The following is a 20039-nucleotide window of genomic DNA, read 5'->3' as shown; positions in this document are numbered from 1 at the left end:
ACCCCGCTCGGCATAAGCCTGTAAGCAGTTCATCAACTACTTACAAAACGCGCCGAAAAAGTGGATTTTTCAAGGTGCCCGCCAAATAACCCAGGACCGCGCTAGGGAGCCCCCGATCGGTCCTTGTAATACTCCAGGATTGCATCGGTCTCTCCCACGCGAAGCACCTTCCCGTGCTCCATCAAGACGCAGGTTCTGCATATTTTCCTCACCAGAGGTTCCGAATGCGACGCCAGTACGATGATCGCCGCTTTCCCTGTGAATGCATCCAGACGCTTGTTTGCCTTTTCCAGAAACGCCGCATCACCCGCCCCGATTCCTTCGTCCAATAACAGGATATCCGGCACGATCGATGTGGACACGGCAAACGCCAGGCGCATGCGCATACCGGCGGAATAGGTCCGTATCGGCAGGTTCAAAAAGTCCCCCAGCTCGGTGAACTCGACGATGTCGTCCACGCGTTGCTTGATTTGCTGATGGGTCAGACCCAGAAACAGGCCTCGCATCACGATGTTCTCGTAACCGGTACTCTCCTGGTCCATCCCCAAGGCCACATCGAAGAGGGGCACTGCATGGCCTTGGATCTCGACAGTTCCGGCACTGGGTTCATAGATTCCGGCCAGCACCCGCAGCAGCGTGGTCTTTCCCGATCCATTGTGCCCAATCAGCCCGACATAATCCCCATCTTGAAACGACAGGCTCACATCATCCAGCGCCTTGACTACCGATACCTTGCCCGAACCGGGCTGAGATTGAATGCGTCCGCCCGTGCCGGTCCGGATGAGGCGCTTCTTCAATGAGCGACTGCTTGCGTCATAGATGGGGAAAGATACCGCCACCTTATTCAGGCGGATAGACGCCATATCTTTCTCCGAGCCCGCATATCTCATCAGGGATTGCCGTCCTGGTGGAATTCGCAGCCGCGCTCGTGCCGCCGTGAGCGAAATTCGTAGCCACTCCTACGGGTTGAGCGAACGGCAAGCGAGCGCGCGCGAGAAACCGCCAGGACGGTGATAGGCTGGCGACAATTACACGCTGTTTGTTATGGTAATTGAGAAATTGATCCATAATTTGTTGAAATAAATTGAAAACTGAAGCGTCGCCAGCCGCCCTGATGGGATATGCGGGCTAAACCCAGTACGGGATTCGCCACCGATAGGCGGTATAGGCGAGCAAGGTAAGGGTCCAGCCGACGATGGTTACCCCAAAGATGACGATCCAATGCTCGAAGGCCGGAACCTGGCCCAACAGGGGGCTGCGTACAACGGTGACGAAATGGTAGAAGGGATTCCCATCCAGGAGCACGCTGCGGCCGGGAAGCATATCCACTTGCCAGAAGATGGGCGTCATAAAAAACAATACCTGTACGATACTCCCTACAATCATGGGAATATCTCTGAAGCGGGCACTCAGTAACCCCAGCAGTAGGGCAACCCAGAGTCCGTTGAGCAGAATCAGGGCGATCCCGAGCACCGCGAGCAACCAAGACCACCCGACCGCGACCGGGAACACCAGGGCCACGGCCACGAAGACCCAGATGGTATGCATCGCTGTGAGGAAGTTGCTCCAGACTACGCGATAGGCGTGAGTGGATAATGGCGCATTGAGTTGCTTGATGAGATTTTCGGCACCGTTGAAGGTCTGACATCCTTCATTCACCAAGCTCGATATGAGCCCCCAGGAGAAAAAACCCGCGGCTAGATAGGGAAGGTACTCCCGGACTTCGATCTTGAAGATTTGGCCGTAGAGTACACCGATGGCGGCGACCATCACGCCCATCGAGATGGTTATCCAGAAGGGTCCGATGAATGACCGTCGATAAGTCTGTCGAATAGTGTGTAACCCGATCGTCATCCAAAGCGACCGGTGCCCCCAGCCATTGGAAATGTCGGCCAGGGCGTTGCGGAGCTGGCCCGAACGAGTTGCATGATGGCACTGAGCAGCGAACCAGGACGAAGATTTGGAGACCTCGGTATCCGGCATGGAGAGTTCGAGCCAAGGAGGGTCTGGAAAATCAAAAGGATACCGGATGCAATATCAGGTTTCCAGGTGAATATTCGAGACGACGTGCACGTCCGATCCGGCTTCGAGCCTCGACGCAATCCGTCCGATTTTTGTTCCGGCCGCCGACCAGTCTTCCATTCGATACTCCCTGGCAATGCGGTCCGCTAAACGTCTTCTGTAATCCCCATCGAGCCAAAGCCGCTCGATGGCATGGACCCAAGCGGGCAGATCCCAAGGATCCAGGTACTCGACCAGATCGCCTCCTACCTCCGGCAGCGAGCCGCGATCCGAACAGACGACCGGCGTTCCGAAACCCAGGGCCTCCGCGACCGGAAGGCCCCAACCCTCGTAGAGTGAAGGGAAGACGCAGAACAGCGCCTTTTGGTACAGGACGCAAAGGTCATGGTCCGATACCTGATGCAACTGAACAATGATGCCTTTGGTTACCGGATCCAGCTTGATGTCGTTAAGGAGATCGTTCACACCCCAGCCGGGTGACCCGACAAAGACCATGCGCGGTAGCCTGTCCCGACCATGGATCTCGGCAAGGCGATGGAAGGCCCGATAGAGCACCTCATGGTTCTTGCGTCGTTCGATGGTGGACACGAACAGTACGTAGGGCCGTTCTGTCAGGCTCGAGATCAGGTCGGAGGGCGACCCGGCAGCCATGGGCAGATCTGCTCCGAGGCGGATAGTAAAGAGCCGCGGCACCGGTATGCCGAGTCTCTCGATCTCTGCGCGCAAATCCCGCAAGGTGCATTCCGACACACAGGCAATCGCATCACACCCTGCTACTAACTCCATCAGATACCTCGGAAACTGCTTGGCGACGTAACGAAGACAATACTGAGGATATTTGATCGGGCCTAGATCGTGGCAACAGCCGATAATTCGGATACCGACACGGTTCTTTAATTCCTGGAGGACAAAGCTGATATCCCACTCAATACCGAGGATAACCAGAACGTCCCCCGGTCTCAGAACGTTACAGACGTATCCCCCTGAGGTCGCCAACCATCGCCCCAGGCCCATGCGCGTGCGAAAAGCCCATTTTCCCAAGCCTCTCTGTATACTGCGTCCCACTTCGACGAGGCGTCTTATTCCGGCGACCAAGCACGGCGAACCTCTGGCGAGAGACCGAAGGTTCGTCCGGATGCTAGCAAGGGGCGCGCTGAATCGGATGGGTGCAATCTGATGTTCCGAGGAACGCGACGGCCTTATACACCAAGGTCTGTCAGGAGAGGGCTTCTTCGTCAAGCTTGCTCTAACGGAGGCGGCAGGGATCTCGACAAAATCACCTCGTCCTGCTTTCCACACGCAATACCGTACCTGCTCTTCACCGAGCGCTTCCCGGAGAGCCCAGGCGATATTTTGCTCAACCCGAACGACACCGACCGGCGGCTGCTTGTGACCTACGGATGTGGTAACGTTTATCCAAATAGTCATGGTGTCTTCGTAACTACCGAAAATCGCTTGGCGTCACCTAGGTGACCTAGCGGGTGTGGTGTTTCGGGAATCTTCGAATTGATGGCCTCTTAACGCGCTCAATCCCCGCTTCGAGCGCATCCATCAGGGTAGTGGCCACATGCTCCCAACTGATACCTTGGATCGATTCCGCACCCCGTTGGCCCATACGCTTAGACACTGCCGGGTCGGCAGCAAGAAAATCGATGTGTTTGGCAATGCGCCTGGGATTGGGGGCGCAAACGAAACCACTTTTCCCGTGCTCCACGATTCGCGCTGGTTCGCCGGAATCCGAACAGGTAATCACGGGTTTGTGGCTATGAAATGCCTCGAGCGTTATCAGCCCGAAGTCCTCGTGCAACGGAACGAAGGCCACGCACAACGCATCGGCGTAGAGCGCAAGCAATTCCTCGTCGGAGACCCTGCCGAGAAAACGAATTCTTGAATTCTTACTCGCCAACGACTTCCAGGCCACCTCCTTCTCCCCGATGCCGGAGATGAGGAGCTCCACCGGCGAGCGGACGTGGCGCATGGCCTTGATGACCAGGTCGCCTCGCTTCCACCGATTCAGGCGGCCGGGTAGGAAAACGTACCGGTAATCTCCATGCCGGAATCCTTTTATCGTGGTTGCCTGATAGAGCACCTCCGAATCGAGACCATTAAATGCCTTGAGTCTCCGACTTACCTCATGGCCGATAGTGAAGATACGCCGTGTCCTTGGTGATCGAAGCGCCAACGTATCCAGGTTGTGAATGAACTTCCGGCGTCGGATGTGCTCTCGAGTAGGCAGCGGATACGTAACATCGAACAAGTCGTAGAAGACGCGCATGGTGTGCTGCAGGTAGCACAGATGATTCGGATGCCGCACGACGTATCCCGGCGCCTTGGTAGAGATCACGGCATCGTAGCCGGTAAGGTCCAAGTCATAGAAACGGAGGTAAGACTCCTGGATGTGACGAAAGTCCCTCTCATCACTAACTATGGATACGATTTCGGTACTTGCGCCTGCCTCGATCAGAGCGTTGCTAAGCCCCGGGTAGAAACGCTCTGCGCCCCCTTGTTCCCCTGTCACGGAAGCCGTTGACAAGATGGCGATTTTCATCCTTAGGCCTTGTATCCGATCACGGCATAATCAGGGGCGGTCGCGAAGTTCGCATTGATAAACTCGATGACCCGGTTCAGGGCTTGGGCATCGGGCGTTTCCGCAGGCGAGAGCGGTAATGATTCCACTGAACGGTGTTCGGAAAGTCGCTTGATCTCGACCGCAACATAGCCCCTGGCTTCGAGCAGAAACTGGGACATGAGCGGGGGCAGTGGATGCAGGTGGGTCGGATCAAAGTAGAAGTTGCAGGCCCCAACCCGAAGATTTTCCGGATTCGGTGTCTCGAAGGCCACGAGACCACCGGGCTTGAGTACTCGCAAACACTCATCCAAGAGTTGCACGAGCTGGTTGAAGGGAATGTGTTCGATGAGATGCAGGCCGGTAATGGCCCCTACCGATGCCTGGTGCAGCTTGCGTAGGTAGTCCATCGCATCCGCCTCGATGACCTCGAATCCAGTATCCCGGCATTCCTTGACAAGCAGCTGATTCAGGTCGATGCCACGTGCCACCAGATTATGGTCTTTCAGCAATTCCAACAGCTCGCCCCGACCGCATCCCAGATCGATCACGGGGTGTTCCTCGGTTCCGGCACCGACCGAGCGGATCAGCTCCAGGTAGACCTCGGCGCGTTGCTTGATCTCCGCGCGCGTCCCCCGGAAGGCATCCTCGAAGCTGACATAGTGCGCGTCCAGCCAATGATCCGCCGCAGCGGTCAGCGTGGCGACCTGTTCTTGGTCGAAGGGTTCGGGCAGCCGTTTGCGGGCCTCCTCAAGGAGCAAATTCAGCCGCCGCTGGGAATCGAGCAGGGTCCGTTTCTGGTCCTGATATTTATGGAGCAACCTGGCCTGCTCCGATGCAAGCGCTGCAAGCTTTGATTCGAGCTCCGCAAGCCGCCCGTTATCGGCCTTCCCATTGACGACATCCCAAAATTTCTCATGGTCGACTTTCTTATTAACGATATCCCTGTTCTCGTTGATCGCCTGCCACAGGTCCTCCGTCGTCCGCTCCTGATTGGCAACAGCCACCGGCAGCCTGATCAGATGAATCAAGAGCGCCGGTAAGTAGCCCAGAATCGGTACACGAAAGACCGCCTTCATCAACCCCCACACGGCCAGCCCACCTCGAATCGGGACCCCGTTCGCCCTCCCTTCCGGGGAGTATCTCAAGCGTGCCAGCACCTCCAGCTTGGAGATCTGCTTTGCTTTCAACCTGGCAAGGAATCGTTCCCGCCCCCCGTGGTCGAGATCCCGGTTCAGGATGCGTCGATAAGCGTTTTCAAGAAACGCCTCATCATCGGCGAGGAGGAAATCTTCCACACGATTCCCGGGCGGCCCGGAGGGTCTCTCGGCAAAGGGCTCAACGCCGGCCTCCGGTATCGGTGAGGGGGCCGATTCCGCCACTGCTCCTTCGGTTACCTGAGCCCGGCTCGATTGCTCGGACGCGACTTCTTCTCGAATGCGGTGCATGATCCGGTCGATATCGTCTTTGGTCGGGGGGGAAACATCGTGTTCGTATGTCGCCCTTCCCTTGTTCGGTAAAGGTTGATTGTTGGTCATTGTCAAATCTGCGTGATTATATTCAAGCCGGAGCGGTGTTATGCCGACTGCGGCAGGCTATGCCGGAACATAGAAACGCGCAATAGTCACTAGGCGGACAAATTTTCCATTCCCGGTGATGCGGTTCGTTCCACTCGCCACTCTACGATGTCAGCGGACGGGCATGGCAGGTCAGGAGCAGATGCGCTCGATGGCCTGCGCGAACTGTTCCGGCTCATGATCTTCCAGATGGGCGAACAGCTCCCCGGTTGCGCGCTCCAGGTGGGGGATATGAGAACCGCGTACGCGTTCCTTGATCTCCAGCAGCGAGCCCGGTTGCATACTGAACTCACGCAGGCCAAGTCCCAGCAGCAGGGGCACATAGCGGGGGGTTCCCGCCATTTCGCCGCACATGGATACGGGGATACCGTGGGCCCGTCCGGCCTCGATCGTCATGCGGATGAGACGGAGTATCGCCGGGTGCAGGGGATCGTAAAGGTAGCTGACAGTGTCGTCCATACGGTCAATGGCCAGGGTGTATTGGATGAGGTCGTTGGTGCCGATGGAGAGAAAATCCAGCCGGTGGGTGAATGCCGGCGCGGAAAGGGCGGCCGCCGGTACTTCGATCATGCCGCCTACCGGCATGTGCGGATCGAAGGCCAGCCCCTCGCGGTCGAGCTCCCGACCGACCTGCTCGATGAGTGCGAGGACCGAATCGAGCTCCCGGATGTGGGACAACATAGGGATCATCAGACGCACCGGGCCGAAGGCGGAGGCGCGTAGGATCGCGCGCAGCTGGGGACGAAACAGCTCGGGCTGCTTGAGGCACAGGCGGATGGCACGCAGACCCAGGGCGGGATTACAGGCCAGTGGACAGGTGGCCGAGTCGCCGTCCACCTGTTTGTCCGCCCCCAGGTCCAGGGTCCGTATCGTGACCGGGGTGCCTTCGAGTCCGCGGATGACCTCCAGATAGGCCGCCAGCTGCTCCTCCTCGTCCGGCGGACGGTCCCGGTTCATGTAGAGGAACTCGGTCCGGTAGAGGCCAACCCCGGCCGCTCCGTTGGCTCGGATGGCTACCGTATCTTCCGGGAGATCGAGATTGCCCAGCAGACTTACCGGGGTTCCGTCGGCGCTGAGCGAGGGCTCTCTGACCAAGCGCCGGAGGCGGGCTCGGCGTTCCTCGAGTACCCGTATGCGCTGCCGGTAATGCGCCAGGATGTCCGCGTCGACGTCTGCCAACACGACGCCGGACTCGTCGTCGACCACCACCGTCTCGCCCGGACGAAAATAGCTGGTAACCTTGCGCACCCCGACTACCATAGGGAGGTTCAGGCTGCGCGCCAGGATGGCGGTATGGGACAGGGGACTGCCGTACTCGGTGACCAGGGCCACGACGCGCCGCTGGCGCAGGACTACCGTGTCCGCGGGAGAGATGTCATGGGCGATGACCACGCACCCGTTCAGGTCGGTGTCTTCCTCCGGGTCCGGGATCCGTCCGTCGAGCAGGAAGCCGAGGATGTGCTGCACCACATGGTCTAGGTCGTCGCGGCGGCCACGCAGATAAGGGTCCTCCATCTCTTCGAATGCCTTCACCAACGTCATCCGGTGCTGCTCCAATGCCCACTCGGCGCTGAACAGCCGCTCCCGGATCAATGCCCGCGCCGGATCGACGAGGGCGGCATCTTCGAGCATGAGCAGGTGTGAGTCGATGAATTCAGCGACTTTGACCGGGGTTGCGTGCGGGATCTGATCGCGCACGGTCCGCAGGGCCCCCTGGGCCGCCGCGAGGGCAGCTTCGAGCCGTTGCAGCTCGCCGGGAACCGCGGCCGGATCGATGCTGCGGGGGGCTATCCTCAGGGGGCTCCGGTCGAGCAGGAAGACAGGGCCGATCGCGATCGCCCGGGTAGTGGCGACGCCGAGTCCGCAACAGGAGAGGGTCATTCGTCCTCCCCGAAGCGGTCGGCGATGAGCCTCTCCAGGGCAGCACAGGCGGCGGCTTCGTCCTTGCCCTCGATCAGCAGTGTCACCATACTGCCCTGCGCCGCGGCCAGCATCATCACATCCATGATGCTCTTACCGTTTACCCGCCGACCCTTCCATTCCAACCGGACCTGACTGGCGAAAGCGCCGGCACAGGTGACCAGCTTAGCGGCGGCGCGGGCGTGCAGCCCGAGCTTGTTCAGGATCTCGATCTCCTTGCGGATCACAACAACTCCCGGTGGCGGACCATGACCTTGCGTCCTTCAGCCTCGAAATGGCTTTTGAGCTGTTCGGCGATGTAGACGGAGCGGTGTTGACCACCGGTACAACCGACGGCGACGGTCAGATAGCTGCGCCCGTCTGCCTCGAAGCGGGGAATCCAGCGGTCGAAGAAGCGCGCGAGGTCATCGTGCATCGCGCCGACTTCCGGTAACGCTTCCAAGAAGTGGGCTACCGCGGGATCCAGACCGGTCAACGAGCGCAATTCCGGCTGCCAATGGGGATTGGGCAAACAGCGTACATCGAAGACGAAGTCCACGTCCTGGGGTATGCCGTGTTTGAAGCCGAAGGTTTGGAGCAGAATCGAGACCTTGGGCGAGGCACCGTCCCGAAGGCACTCGCGCACCAGATCCCGCAGCTGATGGACGTTGGTGTGGGTAGTGTCGATGCGCAGGTCGGAATCGCTCAGGATCGGTTCGAGCAGCTTGCGTTCGAGCTCGATTGCCTCGGCCAACGGACGCTCAGGGACAGTCAAGGGATGCTTGCGGCGGGTCTCGCTGAAGCGTTTGATCAGGGTGTCCGTCTGGGCCTCCAGGTAGAGGACGCGACGCTCGAAAGGTCCGTTGCAGACGAACTCCAGCAGCCTCGGCAGTCCCTCCAGCTGCTGCGGCTGGTTACGGGCGTCGATACCGACGGCGGTTTGGGTGAAGGCGTCGCTGTCCGCCCTCGCCAGTCCTGCGACCAGTTCCTTGAGCAGAAACAGGGGGAGGTTGTCGATACAGTAATAACCGAGGTCTTCCAGCGTATGCAACGCGATGCTTTTTCCCGACCCGGACAGTCCACTGACAATAATCAGCTTCTTTGCGTTCATCTCAGACTTACCGCCACTCCGCGCACGGGTCCTGTGGTTACGGGCTGTCCCGGCAGCCGGTGCGACTGAACCGCGGGTTGAGTCGATCCATCAGGTCTTTGGAGGGGTTGGACTTGGGTCATTGATTCCGGAGATCCTGTTCCTGGCCTTCCAAGAGCGCAAGGATCTGCTCCGCCGAGGTAGCCCGGCGCAGGTCCTGGCGCAGCCGTGGATCCTTGAACATAGATGCCAACTGCGCGAGCAGCTGCAGGTGCAGCTCGGTGACTGACTCGGGTACCAACAACCCGAAGGCCAGATCAACCGGTCCGTTGTCGAGGGCGTCGAAGGCGACCCCCTTCCGGAGCTGGACGAAGGCACCGACGGCTTCGGTTACTTCCTGCATACGGGCGTGGGGTAGGGCAACCCCATGACCGAGCCCGGTGCTGCCGAGACGTTCGCGCTCGCACAGACGCCCGAACACGCCTTCCGGACTTAAATCCGGGTCGATGCTGGCGAGCAGCATGCCGAGCCTCTCCAAGAGACGCTTTTTGCTGCTCAGCTCCAGGTCATTGCCGATGCGGTCGGCAACGATGAGGTGGGGAGGAAACATCGAATGCTGCTCCCGATGGGTAGGTGATGAAGTGGTTCGATAAACCTGCCCTAGCCAGGGGTTGCGGACGACGAGGTGTATCCAGGGGGTCCGCAGGCAAGGCATTCAGACCCGTTCCGGGTCCTGGTCGAGGGCCCGATGGCCGTTGCCCCGGTGATCGCGCCTCTTCTCTTTGTGCTTCAGGACCTGACGATTGAGCTTATCGATGAGCCCATCGATCGCTGCGTACATATCCTCGTGGACCGAGTCCGCGAAGACCTTGGCGCCGTTGACGTGCAATGTGGCCTCCGCCTTTTGGCGCAGCTTCTCCACACTGAGGATGACATGGATGTCGAGGACGTGGTCAAAGTGTCGCGCCAGGCGTTCGAACTTGGTCTCCACATAACCCTTGAGGGAGTCCGTGACATCGACATGGTGACCCGTCAGGTTGATTTGCATCGTATGACTCCTGAAGTTTCCGAAGTAGCGCCAGACGGCTCCCGGCGGCGGACGTGAGCGCCTGTCTGGCATACGGCTGTTCTCCTGTGGAATCGAGGCGGTCGGTCAGATTTCCCGCTCGAGTTCGTTAAATAGACTTAAGCTTTCGCCTCAATCGAGCGCAAAATCTGCCTCGACCCCTCGCTACGAACGCGTAAGCCAGACCGGCTCTGAAATCTTTAATCCTCCGCAATCCCTTGCGCAGACTTCACGGCCTCGAGGCTCCTCGTCAACCCGGACGTCTGCGCTCGTTCGAGGACGGAACCCCCATACCCTCCCGATACTTGGCGACCGTCCGCCTCGCCACCTTGATGCCTTGTTCGGCCAGGACCGTCGCGATCTTGTTGTCGCTCAGCGGATGGTGTGGATCCTCCACGGCAACCAGCTTGCGGATGCAGGCGCGAACCGCCGTCGATGAACATTCACCGCCGGAGTCCGTGCTCAGGTGGCTCGAGAAAAAATACTTGAACTCGAACGTACCCCTGGGGGTACCCATGTACTTGTTGGTCGTCACCCGAGAGATGGTGGACTCGTGCAGCTCCAGTGCCTCGGCGACGTCACGCAGTACCATGGGCTTCATCGCCTCTTCGCCGTATTCGAGAAAGTCCCGTTGCAGTTCCACAATCTTGGAGGCCACTTTCAACACAGTATCGTTGCGGCTGGCCAGGCTGTTGATGAACCAGCGCGCCTCTTGCAGGTGGCTCTTGAGACACTGGTTGTCTTGGCTCCGGTCGGCGCGTCGGACCAGCTTGGCATAATCCGGATTCACTCTAAGTTTAGGTGCCGTTTCCGGATTCAGCTCGACGACCCAGGCAGTTTTCCGCTTCCGCACGATGACGTCAGGGACAAGGTACTGGGGCTCGAGGTCCGCAATCAAGGTCCCCGGCCGTGGGTGTAGAGAACGGATCAGATCGGTGATCTCGTCCATAGCTCGGGCGGACAGTCGCAACGCGCGCCGGATTTGCTCCATGTCGTTCTTCGCCAGGGCCTCGAAGTAGCGGTCGCAGACCTCGATGGCCGGACCGCGCATCCTGGTCCCTTCCGGGAGGTGGCGCAGCTGGATCAGCAGACACTCGCGCAGGTCGCGCGCCCCCACCCCGGGCGGGTCCAGGGACTGGACCCGATGGAGTATGATTTCGATCTCCTCCGGCGTCAGGTCCACAGCGTCAAAGGTGGCGAGGAGCTCCTCCGGCGTCGCGGTGAAATAACCATCCTCGTTGATGGCATCGACGATGGCGGTGGCGATGGCCAGACTCGCTGCATCCAACCGGCTCAGGTTGAGCTGCCAGTGCAGGTGGTCTCGGAGGGTCGGCGCCTTGCTGTGCCGAGCGAAGATATCGATCTCGTTGGTCGCTTGTGCCCTTGCCCCTCGGCTCGGCAGATCGCTGTCGTAATGATCGGTCCACTCCACATCGACCGGCAGCTCATCGGGGATCGGCATGCTCTCGGGTTGTATCTCCTGCTCCGAATCGGCAGCGACGCCTGCCGTCTCCAGGGTCGCGTCCATCGACCGGAGGTGACCGGATCCATTAAGGCACTCCACCTCCTCAGTATTCTCCAACATCAGGTTGGAATCCAAGGCCTCCTGTATCTCTTGCCGAAGATCCGAGGTCGACAGCTGCAGCAGGCGAATTGCCTGCTGCAATTGCGGGGTCATGGTCAGCTGCTGACCGAGCCGGAACTGAAGCGACTGCTTCATCGGGGATTCAGACCTAGCGAGGCTTCGCTTCAGACCATTGATGCGGAATCGCGGTTGACAAGAACCACGGATGAACACGAATGGACACGAATATTTCCACAGACCCGAAAGCCCCTCTCCCCAAGCCCCTCTCCCGCCGGGAGAGGGGTTGGGGAGAGGGGATCAAAACGGGGAATCCCTCCCTTTTGCGCAATGCACAGACTCGACTCATTGGTAAAGATGCCGGTTACTCTAAGGGAGTCTAATACCTTCTTTCAGAGGTCGTCTAAAAACCAGCCCATTGATTTTTCACGATGTAGCCTTGTCTTCTATCCGGCCGGACGGGTTGAAAGCTAACTCTACTACCCCATTTCGCATGATTTTGCTGTAGGGAACGCCCTCCGTGGCGTTCCGAACAGTTTGCGGAACGGCACGGAGGCCGTTCCCTACGAATATATCGATCAAAGCGTTGGTTCTTAGGCAATCTCTCAAAAAGGCAGCTTGAAAACTTCACGTGGTCCGCGTGGGATAAGCGACTCCACCCGCCTCAACCCTATAACACGACAGATCCCCTTGCAACGCGGAGGAGTCCAGATAAGATGCCCCTATCGGGTTTTTTCAAATTTTCCAGGTGTGCTGTGTCGAGTAACGAAGGCGAGCCGAGATTTTCCCTGCCGGTGCGGGTCTACTACGATGACACGGACGTCGGTGGTACGGTCTATTATGCCAACTTCCTTAGGTTCATGGAGCGAGCGCGCACCGAATGGCTACGCAGCCTGGACTTCGAGCTGGACGCACTGCGGCTGCGCGAGGGTCTGCTGTTCGTCGTGCGACACGCGGAAATCGCGTACCTACGCCCGGCAGTGTTCAACGACCTGCTGACGGTCACCGTCGACCTCCGTGCCGGCGGCAAGGCAAGCATGGATTTCGTGCAGGAGATACGCCGCACGGCAGACGCCACCCTCTGCTGCCGGGGTCGGATAAAGGTTGCCTGTATAGACGAAAAGACTCTGCGTCCCACTCGCCTACCGGAACGGCTGCTGGCGGAGATCGCCGATGTATGCTGAGCTCTCCCTGCTCGACCTAGTACTCAACGCCAGCGTCGTGGTGCAATTGGTGCTCGCGACCCTGGTGTTGGCCTCGATTATCTCCTGGACCATGATCTTCGACCGCGCCCGGGTCCTGAAGCGGGCGCGGCAGATCACGGACGATTTCGAGCAACGCTTCTGGTCCGGCGGCGACCTCGGCGCCCTTTACCGAGACCTGGAGCGGGACCCGCGGGGCGTGAGTGGGTCGGCCGCCATCTTCCGGGCCGGCTTCAAGGAGTACATGCGCTTGCGCAAGGGCGACAATGGGGATCTCATGGCCGTCCTCCAGGGCACCGAGCGCTCCATGCGGGTCGCCCTGAGCCGCGAGATGGACCGCCTGGAGGTCAATCTGCCCTTCCTTGCTACCGTAGGCTCCACCAGCCCTTATGTGGGCCTGTTCGGTACCGTGTGGGGCATCATGCATGCATTCCATGCCCTAGGAAACGTCAAGCAGGCGACCCTGGCCCTGGTGGCGCCGGGCATCTCCGAGGCCCTGGTGGCAACCGCCATCGGGCTGTTCGCCGCCATCCCGGCGGTGGTCGCATACAACCGCTATGCCAACCAGGTGGAGCGGCTGAACAACCGCTACCAGGAATTCATGGAAGAGTTCTCGACTCTACTGCAACGCCAGGGGCGGGGCTGAAGGGACCTACGGGACGAATGGGAGCGCTCCGGATGCGAAGGTCGCGCCTGCACCGCCGGTTCATGTCCGAGATCAACGTCGTGCCCTACATCGACGTGATGTTGGTGTTGCTGGTGATCTTCATGGTGACTGCGCCCCTGATTACCCAGGGGGTCAAGGTCGACCTGCCCCAGGCAGACGCCGAGGTCATCTCCGAAGAGACCTCGGAGCCGGTCATCATCACCGTGGATCAGTTCGGGGACCTCTACCTGGATGTGGGTGAGGCCAAGAACCGGCCGGTGGATCGAGAGACCCTACTGGCCCGGGTCAGTACGGTGCTCAAGCACAACCCCAGGGTACCCATCATGATCAGGGGCGACGCCGCCGTGGACTATGGGCGCGTGGTGGAGGCCATGGTGCTGGCCCAGACCGCGGGGGCTCCGAGCGTCGGTCTGATCACAACCCCGCTGGAACGCCTCGGGCCCTAGTGCAGCAGTACCGATAACATGGGAATCATTTTTTTGCCGCAAATGAACGCCAATGAACGCAAATCGGTCGCAAAGGATCACACGGTCTTTTCTGTCCACAGATTACGCAGATTCTCGCAGATTGTTTCGTTTTGCGTTTATTTGCGGACAAATCTTCCGTGGGGATCCTGCCGGCTCGCTGTTATCGGTAGTTGAGAGCACCTGTACTTAAGAGATGTGGCAAATCCTGCGCAGGAACCCGCGGGCCTTCGGGGCCGCCCTGTTGCTGCACCTGATCTTGGCGGCGTTTACCCTGGTGAGTGTGGACTGGTTGGCTACCTTCGATGAGGTACGGAGCGAGCCGCGGGTTGTACAAGCCACCATCGTCAGTACTGAGGCCGTAGAGGCGAAGGTCGCGGCCCAACATCAGACGGAGGCCAAGCGCAAGGCCGAAGAGGAGGCACGACAACAGGCCGAAGCCGAACGTAAGGCCAAGGAAGCCGCTCAGCGCCGAGCGGAGGCCAAGCGTAAGGCCGAGGAGAAGGCCCGGCAACGGGCCGAAGCCGAACGCAAGGCCAAGGAAGCCGCTCAACGCCAAGCGGAGGCCAAGCGCAAGGCCGAAGAGGAGGCCCGGCAACGGGCCGAAGCCGAACGCAAGGCCAAGGAAGCCGCTCAGCGCCAAGCGGAGGCCAAGCGTAAGGCCGAGGAGAAGGCCCGGCAACAGGCCGCAGCCGAACGCAAGGCCAAGCAAGCCGCTCAGCGCCAAGCGGAGGCCAAACGCAAGGCCGAAGAGGAGGCCCGGCAACGGGCCGAGGCTGAACGCGAGGCTAAAGAAGCCGCTCAGCGCCAAGCGGAGGCCAAACGCAAGGCCAAGGAGGAGGCCCAACGCAAGGCCAAGGAGGAGGCCCAACGGGCGCGGGAGGCGGATCTGCTGGTAGCCTTGGAGGCGGAACAAGCAGCCGCCGGCGAGTTGGGCGTCTACACGAACGCGATCCGAGAGCGTATCCGCCGAAACTGGGTCCGTCAGCCGGGTATGGGGCGGGACCTCTCGTGCCTGGTAGAGGTCAGACTTATCCCGGGCGGGGAAGTGGTTCCCGCCGGTGTGCGGGTGATCCGCAGCAGCGGCAACCCGGCATTCGATCGCTCCGTGGTGACCGCTGTCTACAAGGCCTCTCCCCTACCCGTACCCTCCGGGCAGTTGTTCGGACAGTTCAGGAATCTGAGGTTGGACTTCAAGCCCTGATGGGGAGTTGCTGGTACAGCTGCGCACAAAAACCGGGAACAAAAACTACGAATCGCGCGAATCGGCGCGAAAGTTTTTTACATCGCACAGAGACACAAAGGCACAAAGAGATACAAGGATAAAAAGGGGAGCGATAGGAAGCGTCGTATCCTGGTCTTAAGATGAAAAGCTTGCGGATTTCAACGGCGACAGAGAGGCATTCTTCGTGTTTTTGAGGCTTTGTGTGAGAAAAATCGATGCGGTTCGCTGCACTCACCACATTCCTACGGGCTTTTGCGACACCTTCTCCGGGAGAGGGGTTGGGGAGAGGGGATCCAGCAATCACCAGAAGATTGGACCGGAAGGAGCCCGCGAAGGCAAACGGATGCAGGTTTAAGGAGTAAAGCGATATGAAGATTTCAATAAAGAATCTGGGCGTCATCAGACAAGCGGAGTTCACGCTTGGCAAGTTGACAATTATTTGCGGTGACAACAATACTGGCAAGACCTATGCGACCTATGCCTTGTTCGGATTTCTATTCCTCTGGCGAAATATTCTTTCCATTAAAGTACCGAATGAAGATATCCAGCGTCTCCTGAGTGAAGGCAATATCGACCTGGATCTGAACACCTACGTCGGCAAGGCAGCGGCCATATTGGAAGAGGGGTGCAAGGCGTTCACCAAACGGCTCCCACAGATTTTTGCCTCGCCGGATAAGCATTTCTCCGAGAGTCATTTTGCTATCGACCTCGACCCGAGTGACATCCAGCCAAAGCAAACCTTTGAACGCACCATGGGGGCCGCGAAAGCGCAACTCTTTTCCATTGCAAAAAAGGCCGATTCCCAATTAGTCAAGATTTCCCTGCTGGTCGAAAAAGAAAAGGTCGGAATACCACCGGACGTCATTAGCAAGACCATCAGCGATGCCTTGAAAGATATCCTTTTCGGACACCTTTTTCCGCGTCCTTTCATTGCCAGCGCGGAACGCACCGGCGCCGCGATCTTCAGAAAGGAACTCAACTTTAGTAGCTTGCTTGGAGAAACGAGTTCAATGGAAAAGAAGGGAAGCCTAGTTGATCTAATATTTGGGGCCTATAAAGATTATGCTCTGCCAGTCACGTCGAATGTTGAATTTAATAGCCGGCTCGAAGGGCTCACCAAAAAAGAGAGTTTTATTTCAAAAGACCATACAGAAATCTTGCATGACTTTGCTGACATTATCGGCGGTGACTACCTGGCAACAAAAGACGATGATATCTATTACCTTCCAAAGGGCAAGCGCGTCAGGCTGACCATGGATGAGAGCTCCAGTGCCGTGCGTTCACTCCTGGATATCGGATTCTATCTCCGCCATGTAGTCGCACCAGGCGATCTGCTCATGATCGACGAGCCGGAGCTGAATCTCCATCCGGAGAATCAACGAAGGATTGCCCGCCTCTTTGCAAGACTGGTCAACCTCGGCATCAAGGTATTCATCACGACCCATAGTGACTACATCATCAAGGAGCTGAATACCCTGATTATGCTCAATCAGGGTGGAGAACGGTTGCAGGCGCTGGCGGAACGCGAGCACTATGGAGCATCGGAGCTGCTCGCCCCTGAAAAAGTACGGGTGTACATAGCGGAAGAGGCCCTCATCGAGCCGGATGGCGCAAAAAAGCGCGGTCGATATCCGACGCTTGTTCCGGCCGATATCGACGGCAAGTATGGAATAGAGGCCAGGAGTTTCGATAAGACCATAGAGGATATGAACCGCATCCAGGAAGAAATCGTCTGGGGGGATGATGAATCATGATGGACATGGACATCCTCTCCCAGATGATCCGGGATACCGCGCTGGTGCCGCTGCAAGAAGATTATGGCAAACCACTCGTCAGGCTTCGCGAACCCCAAGCGCCCGATTCCAGTGCGACCATTCGCAGTCTGCCGGCCGATGCGATAGTAATCAAAGTGGACGCCTTTCGCTCACCGGATGACATCTTCAAAGGGCTGCATGGTGAATGCAAACGTGCTGATTACGTCATCATCAGTGCGGAAAGGAAATGTATCCTGTATATCGAGATCAAGCGTACTAAGGATGCATGGAACCAGATCGTTAAACAGCTGATGGGAACCCAGTGTTTTATCAAATATTGTCAAGAAGTCGGCAAGGTATTCTGGGATGAAAGTTCCTTCCTGGCTGGCTATAAGAATCGCTTCATCAGCATCGGTCACACGAACATTGCCAAGAGAAAAACGAGGATCACAAGGATAGAAAAGCAGCATGATACTCCCGATCGGGCCATGAAAATCGACTGGCCGAACTACCTTCAATTTAACCGGCTCGCTGGCTTGGCAGCATAATCGGTGAGGGTGATGTCTTCTGGCGCCTAGCACCCGGCTTCAACCGATATTGCGGATTTATAGTATCTTCTGGCTCACACACCTCAGCGTTTAGTGGTCGATAACCGGTGATTGGTGACCACTAGCCACTGATCACTAAAAAAACAACCCATGAAACCACTGTCCGTTCTCTCGCTACTGTTCCTGCTGATCTGGTCGATCGGGGTCCAGGCCCGCCTCACCATCGAGATCACCGGTGGCACCGAAGGGGCCCAGCCCATCGCCATCGTCCCTTTCGCGCGACCTGAGGGCGGCGGGGTGCTTGCCGAAGATGTGGCAGCCGTTATTGCGGCCGATCTGGCCCGAACCGGGCGTTTCCGGCCCATGCCCCGCCGTGACATGATGGCTACCCCCCACACAGCTGAGGAGGTGGACCTGCGCGACTGGCGCCTGGTGGCGATGGACAATCTGGTCATCGGCAAGGTCGAGCGGGCGGCCGTAGGCGGCTACGACATCAGCTGCGTCCTGTTCGACGTCTTTCGCGGTAAGCAGCTGGCGGCCATGACCTTTACCAGCCGCGCTTCGGAGCTGCGGTATACCGCGCACCGGATCGCCGACATGATCTACGAGCGGCTGACCGGCACTCCGGGGGTCGCCGCCACCCGTATCGCCTATGTGACCTCCGATGGAAATCGAGGCGGCCAACGGGTCAAGCTCGAGGTGGCGGACGCGGACGGCCACAATCCGCAGACCATCGTGTCCTCCCGTGACCCCATCATGTCCCCGGCCTGGTCACCGAACGGCCGTCAGCTGGCCTATGTCTCCTTCGAGAATCGCCGGACCGCCATCTACCTCCAGGAGCTGGCCACGGGCCGACGGGAACGAATCGCAGGCTTCAAGGGCATCAATGGGTCCCCGACCTGGTCGCCGGATGGCCGCAGCTTGGCCATGACCCTGTCGAGGGACGGTAACCCGGAGATCTATGTCTTGGATCTGGTCAGCCGCAACCTGCGTCAGGTTACGGACCACTTCGCCATCGACACCGAACCCGCCTGGTCGCCTGACGGCAGCCACATCATCTTTACCTCCAACCGCGGCGGGAGTCCTCAGATCTATCGCATCCCGGCCACCGGGGGGACCGCGGCGCGGGTCACCTTCGAAAACGACTATAATGGCCGCGCCTCCTATGCGCCGGACGGCCGTTCCATCCTGTGCGTGACCCGGATCGACGGCAGCTTTCGCATCGGCCTGTTGGATTTGAATACCGGGACGATGCGGTCGCTGAGCAGCGGCAGGTTAGACGAGTCCCCGAGTTTTGCTCCCAACGGCACCATGGTAATTTATGCGACACTGCATGGTGGCCGAAGCATTCTGTCCGCGGTCTCGGTGGATGGGTCCGTCAGCCAACGGTTGTCTCAGGGGCTGAGCGACGTGCGCGAGCCGGCCTGGTCCCCCCTGTTGCGTTAGCCCTGCTTGCTAATAGGGGCTAATAGGAGACAGTGGTACCGATCCGAACGGCTTGTGGCTGCCTTGGATGGATTTGGCTACGCAACCCGATTCGCCGTAACCTAGTATGGCAATACCGAAGTACCGATAACATGGGAAACATTTTTTTGCCGCAAATGAACGCCAATCGATCGCAAAAGATCACATGATCTTTACTGTCCGCAGATGACGCAGATGCTCACGGATGGTTGCGTTTTTAATCTGTGAAAATCCGTGTGATCCGCGGATAGATCGAAGCAACCGCATCATTTTCCCATACTCAATCCGAACCTCGGCAGTTCCGCTGTTTACCGCCAATCAACGCAAATCGGTCGCAATCGGCCCGCTGTCATCGACGGTTCTTGATCCCTCACCCAGATGAAAATGAGCTTGCACAAGACGCTCGGTACGACGCTGATCGCACTGTCGGCGGTCCTCTCATTGAGCGGTTGTCCCACCCAGCCCATCGACCGGCAAGCGCCGACGGGTTCCACCGTTAGAGGACCCGCCGGTACCGCCGTTGCGTCCCCCCCAGGTAGGCAAGGCGGGTACCGGGCGGCAGACCTGAAGGATCCATCGAGCCCCCTCGCTCAGCGTACAATCTACTTTGAATATGACAGTAGCGACATACAGCCCCAGTTCCTCCATATCCTACGCGCCCATGCGTCCTATCTGGCTGCGGATTCCGCCGCCTCGGTGACCCTGGACGGCCATACCGACGAACGCGGTACCCGGGAGTACAACCTGGCCCTGGGAGACCAACGCGCGGGCACCGTGCGCAGCTTCCTGCTCGCTGAAGGGGTGCCGGACAGCCGGCTCCGCACCATGAGCTACGGCGAGGAGCGCCCCCTAGACCCGGATCACGACGAGTCCGCCTGGGCCTTGAACAGGCGCGTCGAGCTGGTCTATTGAG

At 58.9% G+C, this 20039-nt stretch carries 19 protein-coding genes; 8 read left to right on the top strand and 11 right to left on the bottom strand.

From position 1 onward, the window contains the following. Positions 1-101 precede the first annotated feature (101 nt). The 11 genes from BQ17_RS02565 to BQ17_RS02515 form a co-directional block, all read right to left on the bottom strand. Entirely contained in the window at positions 102-863 is a 762-nt protein-coding gene (locus BQ17_RS02565; protein WP_089724157.1) for an ABC transporter ATP-binding protein, read from the bottom strand. Positions 864-1128: 265 nt separating this feature from the next. Then, complete coding sequence (locus BQ17_RS02560) at positions 1129-1854, bottom strand: ABC transporter permease (protein ID WP_218068021.1); 726 nt, start codon at positions 1852-1854, stop codon at positions 1129-1131. A gap of 183 nt (positions 1855-2037) precedes the next feature. After that, positions 2038-2808, bottom strand: coding sequence for a glycosyltransferase family 4 protein (locus BQ17_RS21325; RefSeq protein ID WP_176722256.1), 771 nt, complete (start codon positions 2806-2808; stop codon positions 2038-2040). Between the two features lie 688 nt (positions 2809-3496). Then, positions 3497-4570 carry a glycosyltransferase family 4 protein gene (locus tag BQ17_RS02550; protein ID WP_089724154.1) on the bottom strand — a complete coding sequence of 358 codons (1074 nt, stop codon included), beginning with the start codon at positions 4568-4570 and terminating at the stop codon, positions 3497-3499. A 2-nt stretch (positions 4571-4572) separates the two neighbouring features. Further along, positions 4573-6126: a class I SAM-dependent methyltransferase gene (locus tag BQ17_RS02545; protein ID WP_089724153.1), complete on the bottom strand. Its 1554-nt coding sequence runs from the start codon at positions 6124-6126 to the stop codon at positions 4573-4575. Between the two features lie 171 nt (positions 6127-6297). Next, a complete protein-coding gene (gene ptsP, locus BQ17_RS02540) occupies positions 6298-8046 on the bottom strand; it encodes a phosphoenolpyruvate--protein phosphotransferase (RefSeq protein ID WP_089724152.1) in 1749 nt (582 codons plus the stop codon). Beyond that, positions 8043-8312: an HPr family phosphocarrier protein gene (locus tag BQ17_RS02535; protein ID WP_089724151.1), complete on the bottom strand. Its 270-nt coding sequence runs from the start codon at positions 8310-8312 to the stop codon at positions 8043-8045. Before BQ17_RS02535 ends, ptsP begins: the two co-directional genes overlap by 4 nt. Beyond that, positions 8309-9175, bottom strand: coding sequence for an RNase adapter RapZ (gene rapZ, locus BQ17_RS02530; RefSeq protein ID WP_089724150.1), 867 nt, complete (start codon positions 9173-9175; stop codon positions 8309-8311). The genes BQ17_RS02535 and rapZ overlap by 4 nt, the downstream gene beginning before the upstream one ends. Before the next feature lie 118 nt (positions 9176-9293). Continuing rightward, positions 9294-9764 (bottom strand): PTS sugar transporter subunit IIA, encoded by a 471-nt coding sequence (locus tag BQ17_RS02525; RefSeq protein ID WP_089724149.1) that lies wholly within the window; start codon positions 9762-9764, stop codon positions 9294-9296. Between the two features lie 105 nt (positions 9765-9869). Next, positions 9870-10202, bottom strand: coding sequence for a ribosome hibernation-promoting factor, HPF/YfiA family (gene hpf / locus BQ17_RS02520; protein WP_089724148.1), 333 nt, complete (start codon positions 10200-10202; stop codon positions 9870-9872). A gap of 268 nt (positions 10203-10470) precedes the next feature. Then, complete coding sequence (locus BQ17_RS02515; protein ID WP_089724147.1) at positions 10471-11940, bottom strand: RNA polymerase factor sigma-54; 1470 nt, start codon at positions 11938-11940, stop codon at positions 10471-10473. A gap of 617 nt (positions 11941-12557) precedes the next feature. On the opposite strand from BQ17_RS02515, the gene ybgC reads away from it, so the two are divergent. From ybgC to pal, 8 genes are all read left to right on the top strand, one after another. Next, entirely contained in the window at positions 12558-12986 is a 429-nt protein-coding gene (gene ybgC / locus BQ17_RS02510; RefSeq protein WP_256091450.1) for a tol-pal system-associated acyl-CoA thioesterase, read from the top strand. After that, entirely contained in the window at positions 12976-13650 is a 675-nt protein-coding gene (gene tolQ, locus BQ17_RS02505) for a protein TolQ (protein WP_089724145.1), read from the top strand. Before ybgC ends, tolQ begins: the two co-directional genes overlap by 11 nt. 32 nt (positions 13651-13682) lie before the next feature. Beyond that, positions 13683-14117 carry a protein TolR gene (gene tolR / locus BQ17_RS02500; protein WP_256091449.1) on the top strand — a complete coding sequence of 145 codons (435 nt, stop codon included), beginning with the start codon at positions 13683-13685 and terminating at the stop codon, positions 14115-14117. 214 nt (positions 14118-14331) lie between these two features. Beyond that, positions 14332-15339: a cell envelope integrity protein TolA gene (gene tolA, locus BQ17_RS02495; protein WP_089724143.1), complete on the top strand. Its 1008-nt coding sequence runs from the start codon at positions 14332-14334 to the stop codon at positions 15337-15339. A gap of 389 nt (positions 15340-15728) precedes the next feature. Then, entirely contained in the window at positions 15729-17114 is a 1386-nt protein-coding gene (locus BQ17_RS02490) for an AAA family ATPase (RefSeq protein WP_089724142.1), read from the top strand. Continuing rightward, the gene (locus BQ17_RS02485; protein ID WP_089724141.1) at positions 17111-17662 is read left to right on the top strand and encodes a hypothetical protein; all 552 of its coding nucleotides are present in this window, start codon (positions 17111-17113) and stop codon (positions 17660-17662) included. The genes BQ17_RS02490 and BQ17_RS02485 overlap by 4 nt, the downstream gene beginning before the upstream one ends. Positions 17663-17812: 150 nt before the next feature. Then, complete coding sequence (tolB, locus tag BQ17_RS02480; RefSeq protein ID WP_089724140.1) at positions 17813-19108, top strand: Tol-Pal system beta propeller repeat protein TolB; 1296 nt, start codon at positions 17813-17815, stop codon at positions 19106-19108. Between the two features lie 402 nt (positions 19109-19510). Next, the gene (pal, locus tag BQ17_RS02475; RefSeq protein WP_256091448.1) at positions 19511-20038 is read left to right on the top strand and encodes a peptidoglycan-associated lipoprotein Pal; all 528 of its coding nucleotides are present in this window, start codon (positions 19511-19513) and stop codon (positions 20036-20038) included. Position 20039: the final 1 nt, after the last annotated feature.

It is taken from the genome of Candidatus Thiosymbion oneisti, from assembly GCF_900092655.1.
In the GTDB taxonomy this organism is placed as follows: Bacteria; Pseudomonadota; Gammaproteobacteria; order Chromatiales; family Chromatiaceae; genus Thiosymbion; species Thiosymbion oneisti.
Note: the sequence above shows the minus strand (reverse complement) of the source record. Positions and strands in the feature narration are given on the sequence as shown.

Bases quoted from the DNA above. Each gene is read 5' to 3' on its own strand.
- BQ17_RS02525 (WP_089724149.1), bottom strand. From the start codon at position 9,764: ATGTTTCCTCCCCACCTCATCGTTGCCGACCGCATCGGCAATGACCTG.
- BQ17_RS02485 (WP_089724141.1), top strand. From the start codon at position 17,111: ATGATGGACATGGACATCCTCTCCCAGATGATCCGGGATACCGCGCTG.
- tolB (WP_089724140.1), top strand. From the start codon at position 17,813: ATGAAACCACTGTCCGTTCTCTCGCTACTGTTCCTGCTGATCTGGTCG.
- hpf (WP_089724148.1), bottom strand. From the start codon at position 10,202: ATGCAAATCAACCTGACGGGTCACCATGTCGATGTCACGGACTCCCTC.
- tolR (WP_256091449.1), top strand. From the start codon at position 13,683: ATGCGAAGGTCGCGCCTGCACCGCCGGTTCATGTCCGAGATCAACGTC.
- ptsP (WP_089724152.1), bottom strand. From the start codon at position 8,046: ATGACCCTCTCCTGTTGCGGACTCGGCGTCGCCACTACCCGGGCGATC.
- BQ17_RS02545 (WP_089724153.1), bottom strand. From the start codon at position 6,126: ATGACCAACAATCAACCTTTACCGAACAAGGGAAGGGCGACATACGAA.
- tolQ (WP_089724145.1), top strand. From the start codon at position 12,976: ATGTATGCTGAGCTCTCCCTGCTCGACCTAGTACTCAACGCCAGCGTC.
- BQ17_RS21325 (WP_176722256.1), bottom strand. From the start codon at position 2,808: ATGGAGTTAGTAGCAGGGTGTGATGCGATTGCCTGTGTGTCGGAATGC.
- BQ17_RS02490 (WP_089724142.1), top strand. From the start codon at position 15,729: ATGAAGATTTCAATAAAGAATCTGGGCGTCATCAGACAAGCGGAGTTC.
- BQ17_RS02515 (WP_089724147.1), bottom strand. From the start codon at position 11,940: ATGAAGCAGTCGCTTCAGTTCCGGCTCGGTCAGCAGCTGACCATGACC.
- BQ17_RS02560 (WP_218068021.1), bottom strand. From the start codon at position 1,854: ATGACGATCGGGTTACACACTATTCGACAGACTTATCGACGGTCATTC.
- BQ17_RS02565 (WP_089724157.1), bottom strand. From the start codon at position 863: ATGGCGTCTATCCGCCTGAATAAGGTGGCGGTATCTTTCCCCATCTAT.
- rapZ (WP_089724150.1), bottom strand. From the start codon at position 9,175: ATGAACGCAAAGAAGCTGATTATTGTCAGTGGACTGTCCGGGTCGGGA.
- BQ17_RS02550 (WP_089724154.1), bottom strand. From the start codon at position 4,570: ATGAAAATCGCCATCTTGTCAACGGCTTCCGTGACAGGGGAACAAGGG.
- tolA (WP_089724143.1), top strand. From the start codon at position 14,332: ATGTGGCAAATCCTGCGCAGGAACCCGCGGGCCTTCGGGGCCGCCCTG.
- pal (WP_256091448.1), top strand. From the start codon at position 19,511: ATGAGCTTGCACAAGACGCTCGGTACGACGCTGATCGCACTGTCGGCG.